The 19244-nt window shown below is 60.6% G+C and carries 13 protein-coding genes and 1 pseudogene; 4 read left to right on the forward strand and 10 right to left on the reverse strand.

The genetic code is table 11. The annotated features are described in order from the left end of the window. Positions 1-301: 301 nt before the first annotated feature. Entirely contained in the window at positions 302-1597 is a 1296-nt protein-coding gene (gbcA, locus tag JIO00_RS27200) for a glycine-betaine demethylase subunit GbcA (protein ID WP_010467026.1), read from the forward strand. 107 nt (positions 1598-1704) lie between these two features. On the opposite strand, the gene JIO00_RS27205 is transcribed toward gbcA, so the two are convergent. From JIO00_RS27205 to JIO00_RS27250, 10 genes are all read right to left on the reverse strand, one after another. Then, positions 1705-2949: a metallophosphoesterase family protein gene (locus JIO00_RS27205; protein WP_077747271.1), complete on the reverse strand. Its 1245-nt coding sequence runs from the start codon at positions 2947-2949 to the stop codon at positions 1705-1707. Positions 2950-2976: 27 nt separating this feature from the next. Beyond that, complete coding sequence (locus JIO00_RS27210; RefSeq protein ID WP_169857235.1) at positions 2977-4845, reverse strand: hypothetical protein; 1869 nt, start codon at positions 4843-4845, stop codon at positions 2977-2979. A gap of 159 nt (positions 4846-5004) precedes the next feature. Next, positions 5005-8457 carry a GMC family oxidoreductase N-terminal domain-containing protein gene (locus tag JIO00_RS27215; RefSeq protein WP_200667213.1) on the reverse strand — a complete coding sequence of 1151 codons (3453 nt, stop codon included), beginning with the start codon at positions 8455-8457 and terminating at the stop codon, positions 5005-5007. Positions 8458-9484: 1027 nt separating this feature from the next. Next, positions 9485-10051, reverse strand: a complete 567-nt coding sequence (locus JIO00_RS27220) for a GNAT family N-acetyltransferase (RefSeq protein WP_010467022.1) — start codon at positions 10049-10051, stop codon at positions 9485-9487. Between the two features lie 84 nt (positions 10052-10135). Next, positions 10136-10906 (reverse strand): electron transfer flavoprotein subunit beta, encoded by a 771-nt coding sequence (etfB, locus tag JIO00_RS27225; RefSeq protein ID WP_010467008.1) that lies wholly within the window; start codon positions 10904-10906, stop codon positions 10136-10138. Between the two features lie 15 nt (positions 10907-10921). Then, positions 10922-12142, reverse strand: a complete 1221-nt coding sequence (gene etfA / locus JIO00_RS27230; protein ID WP_010467007.1) for an electron transfer flavoprotein subunit alpha — start codon at positions 12140-12142, stop codon at positions 10922-10924. Then, complete coding sequence (gene dgcB, locus JIO00_RS27235; protein WP_010467006.1) at positions 12142-14091, reverse strand: dimethylglycine demethylation protein DgcB; 1950 nt, start codon at positions 14089-14091, stop codon at positions 12142-12144. The genes etfA and dgcB overlap by 1 nt, the downstream gene beginning before the upstream one ends. 111 nt (positions 14092-14202) lie before the next feature. Then, complete coding sequence (gene dgcA, locus JIO00_RS27240; RefSeq protein WP_008151900.1) at positions 14203-16263, reverse strand: dimethylglycine demethylation protein DgcA; 2061 nt, start codon at positions 16261-16263, stop codon at positions 14203-14205. A gap of 15 nt (positions 16264-16278) precedes the next feature. Continuing rightward, on the reverse strand, positions 16279-16809 hold the full coding sequence (locus JIO00_RS27245) for a DUF5943 domain-containing protein (protein ID WP_007947752.1): 531 nt from the start codon (positions 16807-16809) through the stop codon (positions 16279-16281). A gap of 79 nt (positions 16810-16888) precedes the next feature. After that, positions 16889-17866 (reverse strand): dipeptidase, encoded by a 978-nt coding sequence (locus JIO00_RS27250; RefSeq protein ID WP_007907542.1) that lies wholly within the window; start codon positions 17864-17866, stop codon positions 16889-16891. Positions 17867-18102: 236 nt separating this feature from the next. On the opposite strand from JIO00_RS27250, the gene JIO00_RS27255 reads away from it, so the two are divergent. The 3 genes and pseudogenes from JIO00_RS27255 to JIO00_RS27265 all read left to right on the forward strand — a co-directional run bounded on the left by JIO00_RS27255 (position 18103) and on the right by JIO00_RS27265 (position 19194). Beyond that, positions 18103-18504, forward strand: coding sequence for a lysozyme inhibitor LprI family protein (locus JIO00_RS27255; RefSeq protein ID WP_010467005.1), 402 nt, complete (start codon positions 18103-18105; stop codon positions 18502-18504). A 10-nt stretch (positions 18505-18514) separates the two neighbouring features. Beyond that, positions 18515-18745: pseudogene (locus JIO00_RS27260) on the forward strand (helix-turn-helix domain-containing protein); the annotation flags it as partial. Between the two features lie 32 nt (positions 18746-18777). After that, entirely contained in the window at positions 18778-19194 is a 417-nt protein-coding gene (locus tag JIO00_RS27265; RefSeq protein WP_027926650.1) for a DUF3010 family protein, read from the forward strand. The last annotated feature ends 50 nt before the right edge of the window (positions 19195-19244 follow it).

Raw genomic sequence — 19244 nt, forward strand, 5'->3', positions numbered from 1 at the left:
CCCATGGATAAGGTTCTGCCCAGCGCCGGCCCCACACTCGCTCCATACCAAGACACAATCTTTACACCTTGCTTTACACCTTGCGTAGCAAACCGGTGGCCGGTGTAACGGGGTTGGGTGGAGCAGGTCCGGATGCATGAAATTCTGAGCCAAGGCGCCGCGACGACTCATAGCGCGCTATGGGGAGGAGTGGCAACGCAGGATCAGAACTTCATGCGCCGGACCTGCCCGCCCAACCCCGTTACACAGGCCACATAGCCACTTTCGCCGGCCACACAGAATGGCCTTGAGGATCAAATCGATGGACGTCACCGCAAAAATCAGCCTGGGCGATCCGCTGGAACCCGCACGCAAGGCCACCGCGCAGATGCTGCAAGAGCGCGAGCGCACTTTCTCGCTGCCGCAGCCGTTTTACTCTGACGAGCGGCTGTTTGATATCGACATGCAGGAAATCTTCCAGAAAGAGTGGTTGATCGCCGGCATGGCTTGCGAAATCCCGACCAAGGGCAACTACCTGACCCTGCAAGTCGGCAAGAATCCGATCATCGTGATTCGCGGCGCCGAAGGCGTGATCCATGCGTTCCACAACGTCTGTCGTCACCGCGGCTCGCGTCTGTGCACCAGTGAAAAGGGCAAGGTTGCCAAACTGGTCTGCCATTACCACCAGTGGACTTACGAACTGGACGGTCGCCTGCTGTTCGCCGGCACCGAAATGGGCGCCGACTTCGACATGAAGCAGTACGGCCTCAAACCGGTGAACGTGAAGACCGCCGGCGGCTACATCTTCATCAGCCTGTCGGAGAACCCGCCAGCCATTGATGACTTCCTGTCGACGCTGAACCATTACATGGAACCGTATGACATGGAAAACACCAAGGTGGCGATTACCACCACCTTGATGGAAAAGGCCAACTGGAAGCTGGTGCTGGAAAACAACCGCGAGTGCTACCACTGCAACGCGTCGCACCCGGAACTGCTGAAAACCCTGCTGGAATGGGACGACGTCACCGACCCGCGTGCCGACCAGGCCTTCAAGGACCACGTCGCGGCCTCCGCCGCTGCCTGGGAAGCCGAGAAGATCCCTTACGCCCACGCCAGTTTCGGCCTGCGTAACCGCATCGTGCGCATGCCGCTGCTCAAGGGCACCGTGTCGATGACCCTGGACGGCAAACAGGGCTGCGCCAAACTCATGGGCCGCATCAAGAACCCGGACCTGGGCTCGATGCGCATCCTGCACCTGCCGCACTCGTGGAACCACTGCATGGGCGATCACATCATCGTCTTCACCGTGTGGCCGATCAGCGCTCAGGAAACCATGGTCACCACCAAGTGGATCGTCCACAAGGACGCGGTTGAAGGCGTGGACTACGACGTGGAGCGCATGCGCCAGGTCTGGGACGCCACCAACGACCAGGACCGTCGCCTGGCCGAAGAGAACCAGCGCGGGATCAACTCCACGGCGTACCAGCCAGGGCCTTACTCCAAGACCTATGAGTTTGGTGTGGTGAACTTTGTGGACTGGTACAGCGAGCGTCTGTTGAGCAACCTCGGGGCCGAGCCTGCGCCTTACCTCAAGGGCGTTCCGGTTCAGGGCTAACAGCAAAAGCATCGCGAGCAGGCTCGCTCCCACAGGGGATCTTTGGTGCGCTGAAGATCGAATGTGGGAGCGAGCCTGCTCGCGATGGCGGCCTCACATTCACCCGATCAACTTGAAGACCACCGCACGCTGCCATCCTCCCCGATAAACGTCTCTTCGATGTGCTCCCCCACCAACCGCACCTTCACATACCCATTCAACACCCGATCCGGGTACGCCTCATCCCGCGCATTCTCGGTTTCCGACCACAACACTCGCGTATGCCCGTCCAGCTCGCTGGCATTGCCATACGGAATCGCCCCATGCCCGGCGCAACGCGCATGCAGTCCACCCTGGGCCGCATAGCAAATGCCATTGTGCAAATGCCCCCAATACCAGTAATCAGGCTCCCGACCCAACGCATCACAGACCGGCTGATACAACGCCGTCTTGTTGTGCCCGGAAATATCGAACCCCTGATGGTGGCTGAGCACCATGATCTTCTTGCGCTGGGGCAGCTCTTTCATCCAGGCGATCTGCTCCTTGTTCAGCGTGCCGTCCATGTACAGATTGATGGCGTCTGACGCATAGGCCGTGTCGAGCCCGACCACCAGCCAATCGTCGTTGTACAACGCGAAATAACTGGTGCCTTGCTGCGCCGGAAAACGCTTGGCCAGTTCCTTGAAATAACCGTGGGCGCCGCTGTACATCTCGTGATTGGAATTGAGGGTGAACGAGCCGTGCTTGCCCATGGGCCAGCCGACCATGTCGACGTCTTCCTGGGAATGGGTGCCGGCGTAATACACATCCCCCAGGTGAATAGTGAAATCGGCCTGAGCCAGTTGCATCTGGTTGGCCACCGCCACCGCCGGGGCGTGGCTGTCGAACGGACCGGTGCCCCAGTCGCCGGCGATCGCCAGCACCACGTCACTGTCCATCTTCATCAATGCCGGGTTGGTGGCGAACGGCGCGTGATGGCGCAGGTTTTCGATCCACTTGAGCAGCGCTTCGCTCCACAACAGATCCAGCAGTTCCCACTTGCGACAGCCCAGCAGACTGCCGTCCTTGAGCACCCGGGTCTGCAACTGGTCGACCGATTGCGGCAAAGGCGTGGCGTTGCCGATGTGCAGGATCGACAAACCGTGGGACAACTCCCACGGCACGCTCGGCTGATCGACCGGCAGATCGCCATGTTTGAGCACGTATTGCGCCTGATCGTGGCCACGCTGCAACAGGGCGACGATGGCCTGGAACTCCTCGGGCTCAAGCTCGCTGATGAGCTTTTTCCAGGACATTTCCAATCGCGTGAACAGCCCATGCACGCGAACTTTGACCTTGTCGTATTCATGTTCCCAATGAGTAACTAATGACATGTTGGCATTCCTCCATCCGTAGTGGGATCACAGGGTTTTCATGAACTCGATGAGCGCCCGTTTATCGATGTCCGACAGTTGCGTGCCGTACAGGTGGCCGCTGTTGTGGTTGCCCTCCAGGCGCGTGTCGTATTTGAAGTCCGCCGAGGCCTTGGCCTGCGCCCCGCTCGTGACGAAGCCGACCTTTTCCTGGTCGTACACATCGGAGCCGGTGTAGAACACCGACGGCCGCTGCTCCGGCGTCTGCAGCAGATCCCACAACGTGGGCACCGAACCGTTATGCAGGTAGGGCGCCCGCAGCCAGACACCATCGGTCGGCGTGTTGCTGTAGCTCTGGGTCTTGCGATAGGCGTTGAAGTCGAATGGCGGTTTCTTGAAGGTGTGGAAGGCCTCCACCAACCCCGTGGTGAACGAGTTCAGGCGATGGGGATCGGTGCCCAGTTCGTCGATGTGGGTGGTGACCTGGCCGGTGTCGGTGCGACCGAAGTCGTGACAACCGGCGCAGTTCTGATCCCAGACCGGTTTGCCCTGGGCGACCTTGGCCTGGTCCAGCGCGAACGGCCAGGCGGGCGGCTTGGTGCCGAGCAGCCAGTTGGTCACGCGGTTGAAGCTTTCCGGCAGCACCGATTCCGGCGTCGCACCCACGGCCATCGCCGCTGCGTAGTTGCGCTCATGGATATCGTTGTTGTTGCCGTCCCAGTGCAAGTACAGCGACTCCCGGGGTTTCTGGTTCCACACTTGCGGCAGGTCGACGGTGCCGATGGTCGAGTCATCCGGAAAGCCGAACACCACCATTTTCGTCGGGTTGAAGGTGTCGGTGCGCCCCGGTCCCTGTTGCGGGCGCAGCTTCTGCCAGGCGTAGGCCTGTTTCTGTTTGAGCAACGCGCTCTTGGCCATCGGAATGATCAGGTAGCGGTTGTACAAGCGCTCGAAAAAACCGAGTTGGAACTTGCCGTTGATCGCAGTCATCACCGCGTCGGTGGTGAATGTCGGATCGCTGGCGCAATCGTAGGCGAACCACTGAAAGGCTTGCAGTTGCAGGGTATTGGCCGGGGCGGTCGCCACCGGGGTGGCAACGTCGCTGGCATTGGCCCGGTAGGAACCTGTGTGACACAGGGCGCAGTTTGGCTCAACGGTCGGGTAGCCGATCTGCCGCTTGGCCATGCCGATGGGCAGGTCCTTGCCGTTCTCAAAGAGGAAACCGAAGACTTCATAGCCGCCGGGTCTGGGCAGTTTCTCGGGACACATCTGCGGCAGCACGGCGAACAGGTAATACGGGATGCGCGCTTCAATACCCAAGCCGATGGCGGCGTACTTGTAGTGGTCTTCGTCGGAGGCGTACTTCTCAGCTGGCACCACCCGCAGCATCTGGTACCAAGTCTCGTAACCGATAAATCCCAGCACCAGGACCACGATCAGCGTGCCGACCTTGAAACTGTGCCGCTGCCAGCGCAGCGCCCAGCCGGCACGCCATTCCCGCCAGCCATCACAGAGCAACGCCAACGGACGATTGGCCGGCGTGCTGCCCAGGTACAGCAGGATGCCGAGGATCAGGAACATGCTCAGATCGCCCATCAGCATCGGCACGAACACTGATGCCTGGCTGCTGGTGTTGATCAGGTAGATCCAGAACGCCACGGCGATCAGTCGCGACAATACACATAACCAGGAATGCACCACAAACCGCGATGCATTGAAGCCCGACGGCATGTAGAACACGCTGATACCCACCAGCAGCATGCCGGCGTTTTCAAGCCATGGATCGGAGAGTTGCGGTGGCATGCCGAGCATCGAGGTCAGCAGCGCCGGAGCGAAAAGCGCCGGGATCGCGAAGACCATGTTCATCACGATGCCTAGCCAGATGAAGCGTTGGAACCAGCGGATGTAACTGTCCATATCATCCATTTCCTTCTAATCCTGAACACCGTCCACTGTGGGAGCGAGCCTGCTCGCGAAAGCGTTGTATCAGGCAACGTCAATGTTGACTGTGCCGCCGCTTTCGCGAGCAGGCTCGCTCCCACAGGTTGTGCGACAAATCTCCAGCCACCGGCGGTATTAGCCGAGGGCGGTTTTCTCGAGGTGTTGCAGGATGATCGGGTACACATCGACCACCGCGTCCTTGCCGAACATGCAATCGATATGACCGTACCCCGGCACCACATGCCGGCTGTAACGCTCCGGCCCATGGACCTTGCACACGCGGTCATAAGTCTTGAGCGTGCTTTCCGGCAGGTAGCACTGGTTGTCCGCGCCGCTGATAAAGCAGATCGGCATGCTCAGCCGGTCGAAGTGCGGCATGTAGACGTCGTCACCCTTGAAGTCCACCAGATGGCCTTTGCGCACGATCAGCGCCAGGTGCTCGAAGGTGTGCATGTTCGACTCGCCAAACAATTCGTGCAGGTTGTCGTGCAGGGTTTCGTTGAGGGTGTCATGGCGATACAACGACGCGTACATGAAGGTGATGCGATGGCACACCGGGTTGGTGCAGTAGCCTTGGGCCTCGATCCGGGCGTAGCCGTTGAGCGCCTTGTCGTAGAGCTTGTTGAACCAGTTCTCCTTGTTGTCGGCATACGCCGTGAGGGATTTGATGCCGATGGCGTCGAGCATGCCCGGCAGGTGCAAACCGGCCTTGAGCCCGGTTGCCGTGGCGACCACCGTATCCGCCGCGATCTGCGAGCAGACCACCGAGCGCACGCCCTGCAGCCCGGCCAGCAACGACATGAAGAAGGTCGTCGCGCCGTAGCAATGCACCACGCACTGCACGTCCGCCGCCTCGGTTGCCTGGCGGATCTGCGCGATGGCCGCCTTGAAGTCGTACTGGGCGATCTGGTCGCCGTTCCATTCCTTCTTGCTCGCCGGCAGCAGGATGCTCACCCGCAAATCCAGGAGCCAGACGTCGTACTCGTGCTTGCACAAGAACTCCAGCAGGTTGGTCTGGATGGTGTCGGTGGAGAAAATATTCGAGCCTACTCCCAACCCATGAACCAGCATCACCGGCCCTTTGCTGCCGCCCTGATAACGGGTCAGGCGCAATTCGACGTTGTCTTCGGTCTGGAAGAAATGCACCACTGGCGACGGCGCATCCAGGGGGCGTTTGAGCCGTGGCGGTGCGTCGGGATTGAAGTAAATGTCGCCGGCGAACACGCCGCCATAGCTCTCCCAGAGAATCCCGGCGAAGAACTTGCCGAACCGCGCCAGGCCTTCGATGCGTTCGCGTTCGTTGCGGGCGTTGAGCACCTTCATGGTGGTCATTTGCTTGGCAAAGTCGGTCGGATGGATGTGCATCACCCCGCTGCCGATCACCTCGCCGGTCTTGTCCGGCCCGCGATACAGCGTCACGTAGAGGGTGCTGGTGTCGTGCCAGATGTTCAGCACGCCGTTGTCCTCGGGCACGGTTTTGAAGGCGCTGCAGTAAAAGTCGCTGCCGTCCTCGGCGGTCAGTTTCATGTCGTACTTCATGTGGCGCACGCCGACCTGCTGCTGATACTGCTCGAACAGGTTGAACACGCCGTTGCTGGCGGTCAGCGGCTGCGGCGACAGGCTCGGGGCGTTGACCGTACCGACCAGCGTCGCGGCGTGCTCCGGCTCCTTGATCATGCGATTGAGGTCGTTGGCGGTGATGGTCAGGGTGAAATCGATGGGCGAGTTATCTGCCTCGCCGCGTTTGGCCGCCGCTTCGTAGACCTTCAGGTCAGTACTTTGGGCTGCGGTGAAGGCCCGGGAAAAGTAGCCTTTCATGGTTTCGGTGAATTGCACGCCGAGCGTTGGCGGCGCCACTTGTTTGCGTGGGGCCGAAGGCAGCGTGTAGTCGATCTGCCAGCCGCGATCGGCAGCCAGCAGGCCCATGTTGCGCTCGCTCACCGCGGAAATTGTCAGCAACGGATTGACCGCCAGGGACGTCGGAATTACCGCGCCGTCGGTCACGTACAAACCGGCATACACGTCAGTCCCGCTGGCGCCGCTGAACACCTGGCCCTTGTGGTTGACCACGCCCTGCCCCGCGTCCTCGCCCATGACGCAACCGCCCAGGGGGTGTACCGAGACGATGCTGTGTTTGAGCAATTTGGTCCAGATCGGGTTCTCGACCCAGATGCCGCCCAGTGCCTTGGTGCTCAGGTGCAGCCGTTCATTGCCGATCTTGACGTTTTCCTGCTCGCCAACGCCCGGCCAATCGATGCGCAGCTGATCCTTGCTGTCCAGCACCATCCGGCCCTTGCCGTCGTCGTGGCTCATGATCAGGTACGTCTGCATGTTGTGCAGCGCGCCGTAATACGGGCCACGGAGGAAGCTTTCGGCTTCGCGTTCCTTGTACTTCAACTTGCCGGTAAAACTGTCGTCGGTGGGCTGACCGATCAGCTCGGCGAACCCGGCCATGCTCGGCACCATCGGCCGACCGAGGGCACCGGGGATCGATCCTTCTTCGATGACCATGCGGCTACGCCAGTCGCCTTCGGTGCGCATGTCGATGACCGAGGTGATGCACGGGCCGACCGGCTGCAATTCCTTCGCCGGATGCGCGCCGAAACCGATGCCATTGATCGGTTGTGCGCAATTGTGACCGAAGCCGAGGATGTCGCCGTTGCCGCTCATGTTCTCGCCGAGCTGGCCGGACATCGACAGGCCTTTGTCCCGGGAGCGCAGGAGGATTTCGGTGGAGCCGAGGGTGCCGGCAGACACAACGACGATGTCGGCTTTGACGAACAGCGTCGGCGCCGAGAACTTCTCGCGGCCGCTGTCCAGGTACTGGAAGTGCACGATCCAGCCATCGCCGTCGCGCTCCAGATGCCGCACTTGCGCCTGGCAGAAAATCTCCGCGCCATGGTTCCAGGCGTCCGGCAGATAATTCATCAGCGTGGTGTTCTTGGCCTTGTTGTTACAGCCCGAGACGCAGTCGCCGCAATGGTTGCAAGGCAGTTGTTCAACACCGACATGGTTGAGGTTGTTCGGCAGTTTGTCGAAGGTCACGTTGATCGGCGGCCGGTAAAAATGCGCGCCTTGCTTGAGGTAGTCCGCCGACTTCTTGTTGGCTTCGAGTTTCGGCAACACCGGTGAAGTGCTGGGATACGGATTGGGCTTGAGCATTTCCCGCGCCCGGGCGTAACCGTCCTTGAGCAAGGTGTCGCGATGTTCGCGCACCGCCAATGGCCAGCGCGGATCGTCGAACACACCGGGCTCCGGTTCGAGGGCGACGTTGGCGTTGATCAGCGACGTACCGCCCAGGCCGCAACCGACCACCACGTTCTGCTGGGCGTTGACGTGCAGATCGAACAACCCGGTGCGCGAACCGATGTGGCCGTCCGGGTCGTGCACCTGCAATTCCTCGGTGGCTGCCAGCATCGTGTTCGGGTATTCGCCGGGTTGTATCTCCCGGCCCCGTTCCAGCAGGCAGACCCGCTTGCCGGCGCGGGACAGGCGCGACGCCGCGATCCCGCCGCCGTAACCCGAGCCGATGACGATCACGTCGTAATGTTCCTTGATGTCGCTGATGGGCGTTGCGATCCGTGTCATGGGACTTTCCTCTATCAGGCAGATAGGGCAACTCTGCGGTTGCCTGCAATCGATGGGCGAACGAGTACTTGGCCACTGAGTGAACTCAACGGCAGCACGCGGGTGTCACTACGAAAGGTCGGGCGCTATAGGCGAGCGCGCTGATTGGCGGCGCGGCGGTGAATGCGTTTGCGCAACAAGACCGCCGGGAGGGGCACGCACGTTGCGAAGAAAATGGGGGCGGGCTGGCTATCCATCACGCGTTCTCCCTGAACCAGATGTGGATAAATGACGGCGGTCCTTGTGACCTGTGAGTGAAGACAGGCGACCGATCGAAGTCAAGCCAGCGGCTTAGAACTGTATGAAATCTGATCTATTCCATTCAAGCCTATGCGGGACGTGGCTTTCAGGGTTTGGCGAACAAGTTATCCACACCTCCACCCACAGCTAATGGGGACAAGTGTGGATAGGCGGGAATCTTTCTCCACAGAAACCGAAGAAAAACCGTGACTTATCCAGAAGGCCGGTTTTCCACAGCGATTGGTTGTTTTTTGATCTAAAGCTTGCAGGGCACGTTATACGTGGCTTGCAGCGGATGGCGAACACCTTATCCACAGAAGCGCCAACAGACTTTGGGGGCAACTTCCGCCGATCTGTGGAAAACCTCTGAAAACCGCAATATATCGGGCTTTGCGGGTGATTAGTCGCGCAAAACCGCTGACTTGGTCGTTTTTTAACCAGCCACCTGACAAGCCCGTTTTATAAGGCCTGTAGCGGACAGCGAACATCTTATCCACAGATGCGCTAACAGAGATTGGGGGCAAGTATTGGCTAGCGGACAAACTTATCCTCTGGAAAAAGCCTGTAAAAACCGCAAGTTAGCCTGGTTGTTTTTTGTACGAAGGTTTGCAGGGCTTGTTTTGTATGGTGTGTAGCGAAGGGCGAACATGTTATCCACAGAAGCGCTAACAGGGATTGTGGGTAACCATGGGTTTTCTGTATGGGATGGAAACGCCAACCTGAATCTGGCGCAACATCGGGTTAATGTTCATGGCCGATACATCAGGTAGGCCTCCCCCGTGACCCGAATCATCGGATGGGGCGTGATCTGGCAGGTGTCGACGATGCGGAAGCCATGACGCTCATAGAACCGACGCGCGCCAGTGTTGGCGGCGTAGTCGATCAGGCTCAAGCCGTTGAGCCCGAGCCGGTTGGCACGGTCGTAGGCGTAGGCAAGGAATTGCTTGCCCAGGCCCAGGTTGCGCCAGCCTTCATGCAACGCCAGGCTGGATATGTACAGGGTGTCGGGGATTTCCATCTTCGCGTAGGGCGCCAGGACCGGATCGGTCGTCGGCTCTGCCAGCGGATCGTGACGCATCACGTAACTGTGCAGCATGCCGATGACCCGGCCCTCCGACTCTGCGATAAGGCAGTTCTGCCAGGAGAAATCCACGTCGTCGCGGGCGTAACGAATGGCGCCGACGTCCAGCAGATCCTGACCGGGCTGGGCGAGTTGGCTCCAAATGTAATCGGCAGCCCCCTCCGATGTGATTTGAAACAGACGCGCAATCTCACGCGCATCGGCGCGCACTGCCGAACGAAATTCTACAGCCATTGTTTCCCCATAAATGTCGGTGACACGGACACCCTGTGGGAGTGAGCCTGCTCGCTCCCACATGGGTTCTGTGCTGATTTTCGGTTAGCGGACGACGCCTTCTTCGATCAGCAACTTGAGAATCGCCTCAGCCCCGGCCTGCGCGGTCACGCCTTTGAGCACTTGCCCACCGCCGCCACTGGCCTTGGCCGTCGCAGCTTTCATCCGGTCCGCGCCGCTCTTGGCCTTGATCACCTTCAGACGTTTTGGACGTGGCTTGGCCGGTTGCAGCGTGGCGACGGCCAACAATTCATCATCGATCACTTCGACTTCATCGGCCTGCAACACCCCGCGTCGGGCCGGGCCGTAGGCGCTCTGCCGAGGTTTCGGTGCAGCGTTATCCACAGTTGCGAGAAACGGCAGCCGCACTTTCAACCGACGGCGTTGACCGCGAGGCAAGGCTTGCAGCACCAGCGCTGAATTACCGTCGATGGATTCCACTTGAGCCAGCCCCACCACCAGCGGCCAGCCGAGGCTTTCCGCCAGCAGGAACGGGAGCATGCCCGAGCCTTCGCCGGTTTCCGCCTGACTGCCGGTCAGCACCACTTGCGCCCCGGCGTCGCGCAGGTACGCAGTCAATGCCGGCAGTGCATCGGCGCCTTGCGGTTGTTCGAGCACATGCAGTTGTTCCAGGCCCATGCCCAGATAAGCGCGCAACGCCGGCTCTGCGACATCGCCGGCATGCAGCACGTGCAAGTTATCCCCAGCCAGTTGCAGACCCAGTTCCACCGCCCGCGCATCCTGCTCCGCGCGACGTGGCCGGCCGGAGGTCGGGTGGGCGCCGATGGACACCAGGCTGATGATTTTCGTGCTCATAACCCTTTCCTTTCCTTAAGCCGCATCGCGCTTTGCTTCGTTGCGGTAAGCCTCTACCGCCGCGATCAAGGCTTGAAGAATTTCGGCGCTCTCACCGATCACCGACAGGTCGGCTCGTTTGATCATGTCGCAGCCAGGGTCGAGGTTGATTGCCACCACCTTGTCGCAGGCACCAATGCCTTGCAGGTGCTGGATCGCCCCGGAAATCCCCACCGCCACGTAAACCCGCGCGGTGACCCAGGTACCGGACGCGCCGACTTGGCGATCGCGCGCCATGAAGCCATCGTCCACCGCCACCCGCGACGCGCCTTCGGTGGCGCCAAGGGCTTCAGCGGTCCTGTGGAAAAGTCCCCAGTCCTTGACTCCGTTGCCGCCGGAGAAGATGAATTCGGCTTCGGCCATCGGAATCGCCGCCGGATCCACCGCCACCGCGCCCAAATCTTCAATGCGCGACAAGCTGCGTGCGACGGCTGTGGATAACTCCACGGGCAACGCTTCGTGACGGGTTTCGCTGACCGGTTCTGCGCACTCGACAGCGGCCAGAATCAAGCGTGCGACCGGACGCGCAAGGTCCTGTAAACCGGCACCGGCGCGGCCGATGCATTCCTGATCCTTGACCTGCCAGACCCGCGTGGCCGGGCGTTCGCCCAGTGCGGCGGCAAAGCGCCGACCGAGTTCACCGCCACCGCTGCGGCTGTCCGGCAGCAGCCAGTGACGCGGACTGAACTGGTTATCCACAGCCCGCAGGCCCTGGACCCGTTGCTCCGGTGCATAACCGCTGAATTCATCGCCGTCCAATACCAGCAAGCGATCGACGCCTGCGGTAGTGAAGGCGTTTTCTTTGTGTTCGCCGAAAACCACGGCCAACACCGCGCCTTCCTTGCCGGCCAGTTGATGCGCCAGACCGAGCAAGTCGCGGTCGTGGCTGCTCAAGCGGCCGCCGACCATGTCCGGCACCACGCTGATGTAAAACGCAGGTGCAGGCACTTGATGCAGTGGCAATTGCACTTCCACGGCCGCCGAGCGTTTGGTCGCGCCGCCCTGCTGAGCGCCGCTGCGGTCAATGCGCTTGATGCCGTTGGGACCGATAAAACCGATGCCGTGCAGGTTCTTGCGGATGACGCCGTTAGGGCCCATCCAGCTGTGTTGCGCCGGTTGCATGGCCGCGTGCAGCGGGTGCAGGCGGTTACGGGCAATCCATTCGGCGCGGGGGTCGCGGCGGATAATGTCGCTCATCAGTGGGCCTCCGCAGGTTCACGTTGGGCCGGTTTGGTCGGCTTGCTCGGCGCCGCGTCTTCGAGCAACGCGTCCGCCACCAATTCGGCGATGTCCTTGATCAGCGGACGCGGTTCGACCACGCCTTCGAGCATCGCGGTGCATTGCGGGCAACCCACGGCCACCAGTTCGGCGCCGGTTTCGCGGATGTCGTCCATGCGCATATCAGGGATCCGTTGCTTGCCCGGAATGTCGGTGATCGGCGCCCCGCCACCGCCGCCGCAGCAGCGCGAGCGGAAACCGGAGCGTTGCATCTCTTTGACTTCAATGCCGAGGGCGCGCAGCACTTCACGCGGCGCCTCGTATTCGCCGTTGTAGCGGCCGAGGTAGCACGGGTCGTGATACGTCACGCTGCTGCCTTTGTGCTGGCCAAGGTTCAAGGCGCCAGCGCCGATGATTTCGGCCATGTAGGTGCTGTGGTGCTGCACCAGGTAGTTGCCGTCGAAGGCGCCGTACTCGTTTTTCAGCACGTGGAAGCTGTGTGGATCGCAGGTGACGATACGGTTGAAGCTGTACTTGGCCAGGGTCTGGATGTTGCGTTTGGCCAACAACTGGAACGTCGCTTCGTCGCCCAGACGCCGGGCCACGTCACCGCTGTCGCGCTCTTCGAGCCCCAGCACTGCGAAGTCGACCTTGGCCGCTTTCAATACCTTGACGAAGGCGCGCAGGGTGCGCTGGTTGCGCATGTCGAAGGCGCCGTCGCCAACCCAGAACAGCACGTCGACGGACTTCTTCTCGCTCATCAGGTTGAGGTTCAAATCCGCCGCCCAGTTCATCCGCCCGCCCGGCGCGAAACCGCCCGGGTTATCGGTGGCAATCAGGTTTTCCAGGACTTCGGCGCCCTTGTTCGGAGTGGCGCCTTTTTCCAGGGTCAGATGGCGGCGCATATCGACGATGGCGTCGACGTGCTCGATCATCATCGGGCATTCCTCGACACAAGCCCGGCACGTGGTGCAGGACCACAGGGTCTCGGCGTCCACCAAACCGTTGACGATCGGTTGATGCGGGTTGCCGGCGTGCTCGCCGATGGCCTTGCCCGGATACGGGCTGCCAGCGAACTTGGCGTCGGTGCCACCGGCCAGGCCGACGACCATGTCCTGAATCAGTTTTTTCGGGTTCAGCGGCTGGCCGGCGGCGAATGCGGGGCACGCAGCTTCGCATTTACCGCACTGCACGCAGGCGTCGAAGCCGAGCAGTTGGTTCCAGGTGAAATCCTTGGGTTTTTCCACGCCCAACGGTGCGCTCGGGTCGTTCAGGTCCAGCGGTTTCAAACCGGTGGAACGACCGCCGCCAAAGCGTTCGGCGCGACGGTGCCAAGCCAGGTGCAGGGCCCCGGCAAAGGCGTGCTTCATCGGCCCGCCCCAGGTCATGCCGAAGAACAGTTCACTCACACCCCACAAAACACCGAGGCCGAGGATCGCTGCCACCACCCAACCGCCGAAGTTTTCCGGGAGGATGCCGGCCACCGGCAGGGTCAACAGGAAGAAGCTCGCCGAGAACGCCAACAGGCTTTTCGGCAGGCGCATCCACGGCCCCTTGGACAGGCGCGCCGGTGGGTTGCGACGACGCAGGTAGACAAAGATCGCACCGACGAACATCACCACCGTCATCAACAGCAGCGCGTAACCGAGGATGCGGTTATGCAGGCCGAAACCGTGCACCAGAATCGCCAGCACGATGGACGCCACCGCACCACCGGCCGTGGCCACGTGGGTGTTGGCGATGTATTTGTCCCGCGCCACGACGTGGTGCAAATCGACCATGTAGCGCTTGGGCATGGCAAACAGGCCGCCGATCAGGTCGACCTTGGAGGCACGGCCCCGGCGCCACATAGCCACCCGCCGCAACGCGCCGAGGACGGCAAGGCCCAAGGCAGCGAACAACAGGATTGGAAGAAGGGTGTTCAACATCAGAGTCACCTCTGGCGAGGTGCAAGCTACAAGCTACAAGCTGCAAGAAAAAGCGGCGGTGAGGATGAGCTTTTACTTGTAGCTTGCAGCTTAAGGCTTGCAGCTAAGCCGTCAAAAATCCTTACAGAGCCGGAGTGCGTCATAAATGGCGGCGTGTGTATTGCGCTGCGCCACGCAGTCGCCGATGCGGAACAGCAAGTAGCCGTCGCCCGCCTGGCTCAGCGAAGGTTGCGGCTTGATCGCGAACAGGGCTTCGATGTCCATCTGGCCTTTGTTGCGCGAGCCTTCCTTCATGGCGTAGTAGATTTCTTCGTCCGGACGCACGCCGTTTTCAACGACAACCTGGTCCACCACCCGCTCCTCTTTGGCGCCGGTGTATTCGTTTTCCAGCACCGCCACCAGCTTGTCGCCCTCGCGGTAAACCTTCTCCAGCATCATGTCGCCGGTCATGATCACTTCTTTGGGGTACATGCTGCGGTAGTACGTCGGGAACGACGTACCGCCAATCGCCACGCCCGGCTTGATGTCGTCAGTAACGATCTCGACCTGGCTGCCTTTGTCAGCGAGGAAGTCGGCGGTCGACATGCCGGTGAATTCGCAAATGGTGTCGTAGACCAACACGTTCTTGCCCGGCGCGACCTTGCCGTCGAGGATGTCCCAGCTGCTGACCACCAGGCCTTCAGCCGCGCCCCAGTGTTCGTTTTGTTCCAGGAACGGATGACCGCCAACGGCGAGCACCACCACGTCCGGACGCAGGTCGAGAATGGTGGCCGCATCGGCCGCCACGCCCAGGCGCAGGTCGACTTTCAGACGCGCCAATTCCAGCTGGAACCAGCGAGTGATACCGGCGATCTGGTCCCGTTGCGGGGCTTTCGAAGCGGTAGTGATCTGCCCGCCAATGAATTCTTTCTTCTCGAACAGGGTCACGTCGTGGCCACGTTCGGCCGACACACGCGCCGCTTCCATCCCGGCAGGACCGGCACCGACCACCACAACCTTGCGCTTCACACCGGTCGATTTCTCGATGATGTGCGGCACGCCCATGTATTCACGGGAAGTCGCGGCGTTCTGGATGCACAAGACGTCCAGGCCCTGATACTGACGGTCGATGCAGTAGTTGGCGCCGACGCATTGCTTGATCTGGTCAACCTGACCCATTTTGATCTTGGCGATCAGGTGCGGGTCGGCGATGTGGGCGCGGGTCATGCCGACCATGTCCACGTAGCCGCCTTCCAGAATACGGGTCGCCTGGTTCGGGTCCTTGATGTTCTGCGCGTGCAGGACCGGGGCCTTGACCACTTCCTTGATACCGGCCGCCAAATGCAGGAACGGCTCCGGTGGATAACTCATGTTCGGGATAACGTTGGCCAGGGTGTTGTGGGTGTCGCAACCCGAACCCACCACGCCGATGAAGTCGATCATGCCGGTGTCGTCGTAGTACTTGGCGATCTGCTTCATGTCCTCGTGGGACAAGCCGTCCGGGTGGAACTCATCACCGCACAGACGGATGCCGACGCAGAAATCCGGGCCGACTTCAGCCCGCACAGCCTTGATCACTTCCAGGCCGAAACGCATGCGGTTCTCGAAGCTGCCGCCCCATTCGTCGGTACGCTTGTTGACCCGCGGGCTCCAGAACTGGTCGATCATGTGCTGGTGCACGGCGGACAGCTCGACGCCATCCAGGCCACCGGCCTTGGCCCGTGCCGCAGCGCTGGCGTAGTTGCCGATCACCCGCCAGATTTCTTCCGGCTCGATGGTTTTGCAAGTCGCACGGTGCACCGGCTCGCGGATGCCCGACGGCGACAGCAGAGTTGGCCAATGCTCGCCATCCCAGCGGGAACGACGGCCCATGTGGGTAATCTGGATCATGATCTTGGCGCCATGCTTGTGCATGGCATCGGCCAGGTTCTGGAAGTGCGGAATGATCCGGTCGTCGGCCAGGTTGACCGACTTCCACCAGCCTTGCGGGCTGTCGATGGCCACGCTGGAGGAACCGCCGCAAATTGCCAGGCCGATCCCGCCCTTGGCTTTCTCTTCGTAATACTTGACGTACCGGTCGGTGGTCATGCCGCCGTCGGTCGCGTAGACCTCGGCGTGCGCGGTACTGAGCACGCGGTTGCGGATGGTCAGTTTGCCGATCTGGATCGGCTGGAACATTGCTTCGAAAGCCATGGCGGGTTCCTCGACTTACAACGGCTTGACGGTGAACAAACCGTCGTCGTGACCTTCTTCGGAGCCACCGTAAACCTGTTCGGCAACAGTGCGGATCTTGCTGCCACGGGCTTGCAGAATCTGGTCCATGGCCCCGGCAAACCAACCGGTGAACATGTAGTCGACCTTGCGCCCGACCTTGCCGTACACGTAGACGAACGCCGAGTGTTCGAGCTTGACGCTGGCGGTGCCTTTGTCGAGGTCGATGTCCTGGATCTTGAACAGGCCCCAGCCGCGCTGCGACAGGCGCTTCATGTAGTGCTCGAACACCGCGACGCCTTCCAGGCCGTGGCATTCGGCTTCTTTTTCACACCAGTGCCAGGCGGATTTGTAGCCGGCCTTGTAGAGGATTTCGGCGTAGGCCTCGGCGCCCAGTACTTCCTCGATGCCCATGTGGTTGTTGACGAAGAAGTGACGCGGCACATACAGCATTGGCAGGGCGTCGGAAGTCCAGACACCGGTTTCGCTGTCGACTTCGATTGGCAATTGCGGGGCGATCTTGGCCATGGAAACTTAACTCCAGAAAATTTTGGGTGTTGCCCCCGGCGCGGACGGCCGGGGGAAAGAATTCTTCAGATGCGGCGGCTTATTCGCCCCAAACGTCTTTCAAGACGTTGACCCAGTTCTCGCCCATGATCTTGCGCACCACACGCTCGGAGTGGCCGCGCTTGAGCAGGGTTTCGGTCAGGTTCGGGAATTCGCCGACGGTGCGGATGCCCAGCGGGTTGATGATCTTGCCGAAGCTGGTCAGGCGGCGGGCGTAGCCCTTGTCATGGGTCAGGTATTCAAAGAAGTCCTGGCCATGGCCCTGGGTGAAGTCGGTGCCGATACCGATGGCGTCTTCACCAACGATGTTCATGGTGTATTCGATGGCCTCGGCGTAGTCGTCGATGGTCGAATCGATGCCCTTGGCCAGGAACGGCGCGAACATGGTCACGCCGACAAAACCGCCGTGATCGGCGATGAACTTCAGTTCTTCATCGGACTTGTTGCGCGGATGGACTTTCAGGCCCGACGGCAGGCAGTGGGAGTAGCACACCGGTTTCTTCGATTCGAGAATGACTTCTTCAGACGTCTTGGAGCCGACGTGGGACAGGTCGCACATGACCCCGACGCGGTTCATCTCGGCAACGATTTCACGACCGAAACCCGACAGGCCGCCATCGCGCTCGTAGCAGCCAGTCCCTACCAGGTTCTGGGTGTTGTAGCACATCTGCACAATACCGACGCCGAGCTGCTTGAAGACCTCGACGTAGCCGATCTGGTCTTCAAACGCGTGAGCATTCTGGAAGCCGAACAGGATGCCGGTCTTGCCCTGCTCCTTCGCTTTACGGATGTCGGCGGTAGTGCGAACCGGAATCACCAGGTCGCTGTTCTCGCGGATCAGCTTCTGGCTGGCGGCGATGTTGTTGACGGTGGCCTGGAAGCCCTCCCACACCGACACGGTGCAGTTAGCCGCGGTCAGACCGCCCTTGCGCATGTCTTCGAACAGCTCACGGTTCCACTTGGCAATAATCAGCCCGTCGATAACGATGCTGTCGGCGTGCAATTCGGCTGGGCTCATCAGGCTGTCCCCTATTAGCGATTCATGCGCCGAATCGTGTGCCGGCGCTTTGGGGCCAGCATATGCCTGAGGACCGGGGCAGCCGGGTGCAAAAACGACAGGGGGTTTGCCGAAAGCGTCAATCCGCGACAAAGGGTCGTTGATCGACGCAATCGCCCACCTGTTCAAGGGCCGCTGCTTGGGCCAGAATCCGCTGCATTACTGAATAGGCACTGAAAAATAGGGGCTGCGTCGCAATGAGAACGATCTTCCTGGCTTTGGCACTGATAGCGACCGGCGTACACGCAGCTGAAGAGGCCGACGACAACCCCTGCGACAAGGTCGAAAACGACGTCCAGACCCTGGAATGCTCCGCCTTCAGCAGAACCACCGCCGAAGACCTGCTCAAGGACAATTACCAAAGCCTGACCGAGCGCATGCAAACGGCCTACGGCAAGAACCCGGCGCAACTGAGCGACATCACCGCCAAGCTCAAGGCCGCGCAGCAGCAGTGGCTGAAAACCCGGGATGCGGATTGCGCGGTGGAAGCGTTTCCGGCGACCAGTGGCAGCAAGGCGTTCACCATTGCGCAGAATGATTGCGTGGCGCGGATGAGTGATGAGCGGTCGGAGTTTTTGGAGTCGATTGGGCAGGAGTGAAAACATAAATATGGAGAATGATTTGATCCCTCACGAAGTAGTCAGCCTTATCGTTGATGGCGCGTTACCGGTCAGGGCCTGGCGCGAGCACCTGAACCTTACACAGGATGAGGTGGCCAAACGCATGGGCATTTCTCAACCTGCTTTTGCCCAGCAAGAGACTGTAGCGAAGCCTCGCAAGGCCACCCGCGAGAAAATTGCCGCGGCGTTTGGCATCACGGCTAATCAACTTGAGCTGTAGGCTGCACACAACCATTTGTGAAAGGGATCGAAATGAAAATCTGCGGCATCGAAATCAAAGGCAGCGAAGCGATCATTGCCGTCGCGTCCCTGGACGGTCAGACGCTGAGTCACGTAGCCCTGCCCACCAAGAAAATTGCCCTCGACGATGACGACGAAGCCGCGAACGTCAAAGTCTTCGCCGCTCAGGTGGCGTCGTTTGTACGCGAGAACTCCATCGACCGGATCGCGATCAAGAAGCGCAGCAAGAAAGGCGAGTTCGCCGGTGGACCGACCACGTTCAAGATCGAGGGTGTGTTTCAGCTGCTGGAAAATTGCGAGGTGACGCTGCTGTCGCCGCAAACGATCAATGCGCAGAGCAAGAAGCACAACGTGGAACTGCCAGCGACGCTGAACAAGTATCAGCATGAAGCCTACAAAGCAGCCTGCTCGGCCTTAATGAAGAAATAAGATCCACACCAAATCATAACTGTGGGAGCGAGCCTGCTCGCGAAAGCGGT

Source organism: Pseudomonas sp. SW-3 (assembly GCF_016615645.1).
Taxonomy (GTDB): Bacteria; Pseudomonadota; Gammaproteobacteria; order Pseudomonadales; family Pseudomonadaceae; genus Aquipseudomonas; species Aquipseudomonas mandelii.

Excerpts from the sequence above, each read along its gene's own strand:
- gbcA (WP_010467026.1), top strand. The coding sequence starts at position 302 with ATGGACGTCACCGCAAAAATCAGCCTGGGCGATCCGCTGGAACCCGCA.
- etfA (WP_010467007.1), bottom strand. The coding sequence starts at position 12,142 with ATGAGCGACATTATCCGCCGCGACCCCCGCGCCGAATGGATTGCCCGT.
- dgcA (WP_008151900.1), bottom strand. The coding sequence starts at position 16,263 with ATGGCTTTCGAAGCAATGTTCCAGCCGATCCAGATCGGCAAACTGACC.
- JIO00_RS27205 (WP_077747271.1), bottom strand. The coding sequence starts at position 2,949 with ATGTCATTAGTTACTCATTGGGAACATGAATACGACAAGGTCAAAGTT.
- JIO00_RS27265 (WP_027926650.1), top strand. The coding sequence starts at position 18,778 with ATGAAAATCTGCGGCATCGAAATCAAAGGCAGCGAAGCGATCATTGCC.
- etfB (WP_010467008.1), bottom strand. The coding sequence starts at position 10,906 with ATGAGCACGAAAATCATCAGCCTGGTGTCCATCGGCGCCCACCCGACC.
- JIO00_RS27210 (WP_169857235.1), bottom strand. The coding sequence starts at position 4,845 with ATGGACAGTTACATCCGCTGGTTCCAACGCTTCATCTGGCTAGGCATC.
- dgcB (WP_010467006.1), bottom strand. The coding sequence starts at position 14,091 with ATGTTGAACACCCTTCTTCCAATCCTGTTGTTCGCTGCCTTGGGCCTT.
- JIO00_RS27255 (WP_010467005.1), top strand. The coding sequence starts at position 18,103 with ATGAGAACGATCTTCCTGGCTTTGGCACTGATAGCGACCGGCGTACAC.
- JIO00_RS27215 (WP_200667213.1), bottom strand. The coding sequence starts at position 8,457 with ATGACACGGATCGCAACGCCCATCAGCGACATCAAGGAACATTACGAC.
- JIO00_RS27250 (WP_007907542.1), bottom strand. The coding sequence starts at position 17,866 with ATGAGCCCAGCCGAATTGCACGCCGACAGCATCGTTATCGACGGGCTG.
- JIO00_RS27220 (WP_010467022.1), bottom strand. The coding sequence starts at position 10,051 with ATGGCTGTAGAATTTCGTTCGGCAGTGCGCGCCGATGCGCGTGAGATT.
- JIO00_RS27245 (WP_007947752.1), bottom strand. The coding sequence starts at position 16,809 with ATGGCCAAGATCGCCCCGCAATTGCCAATCGAAGTCGACAGCGAAACC.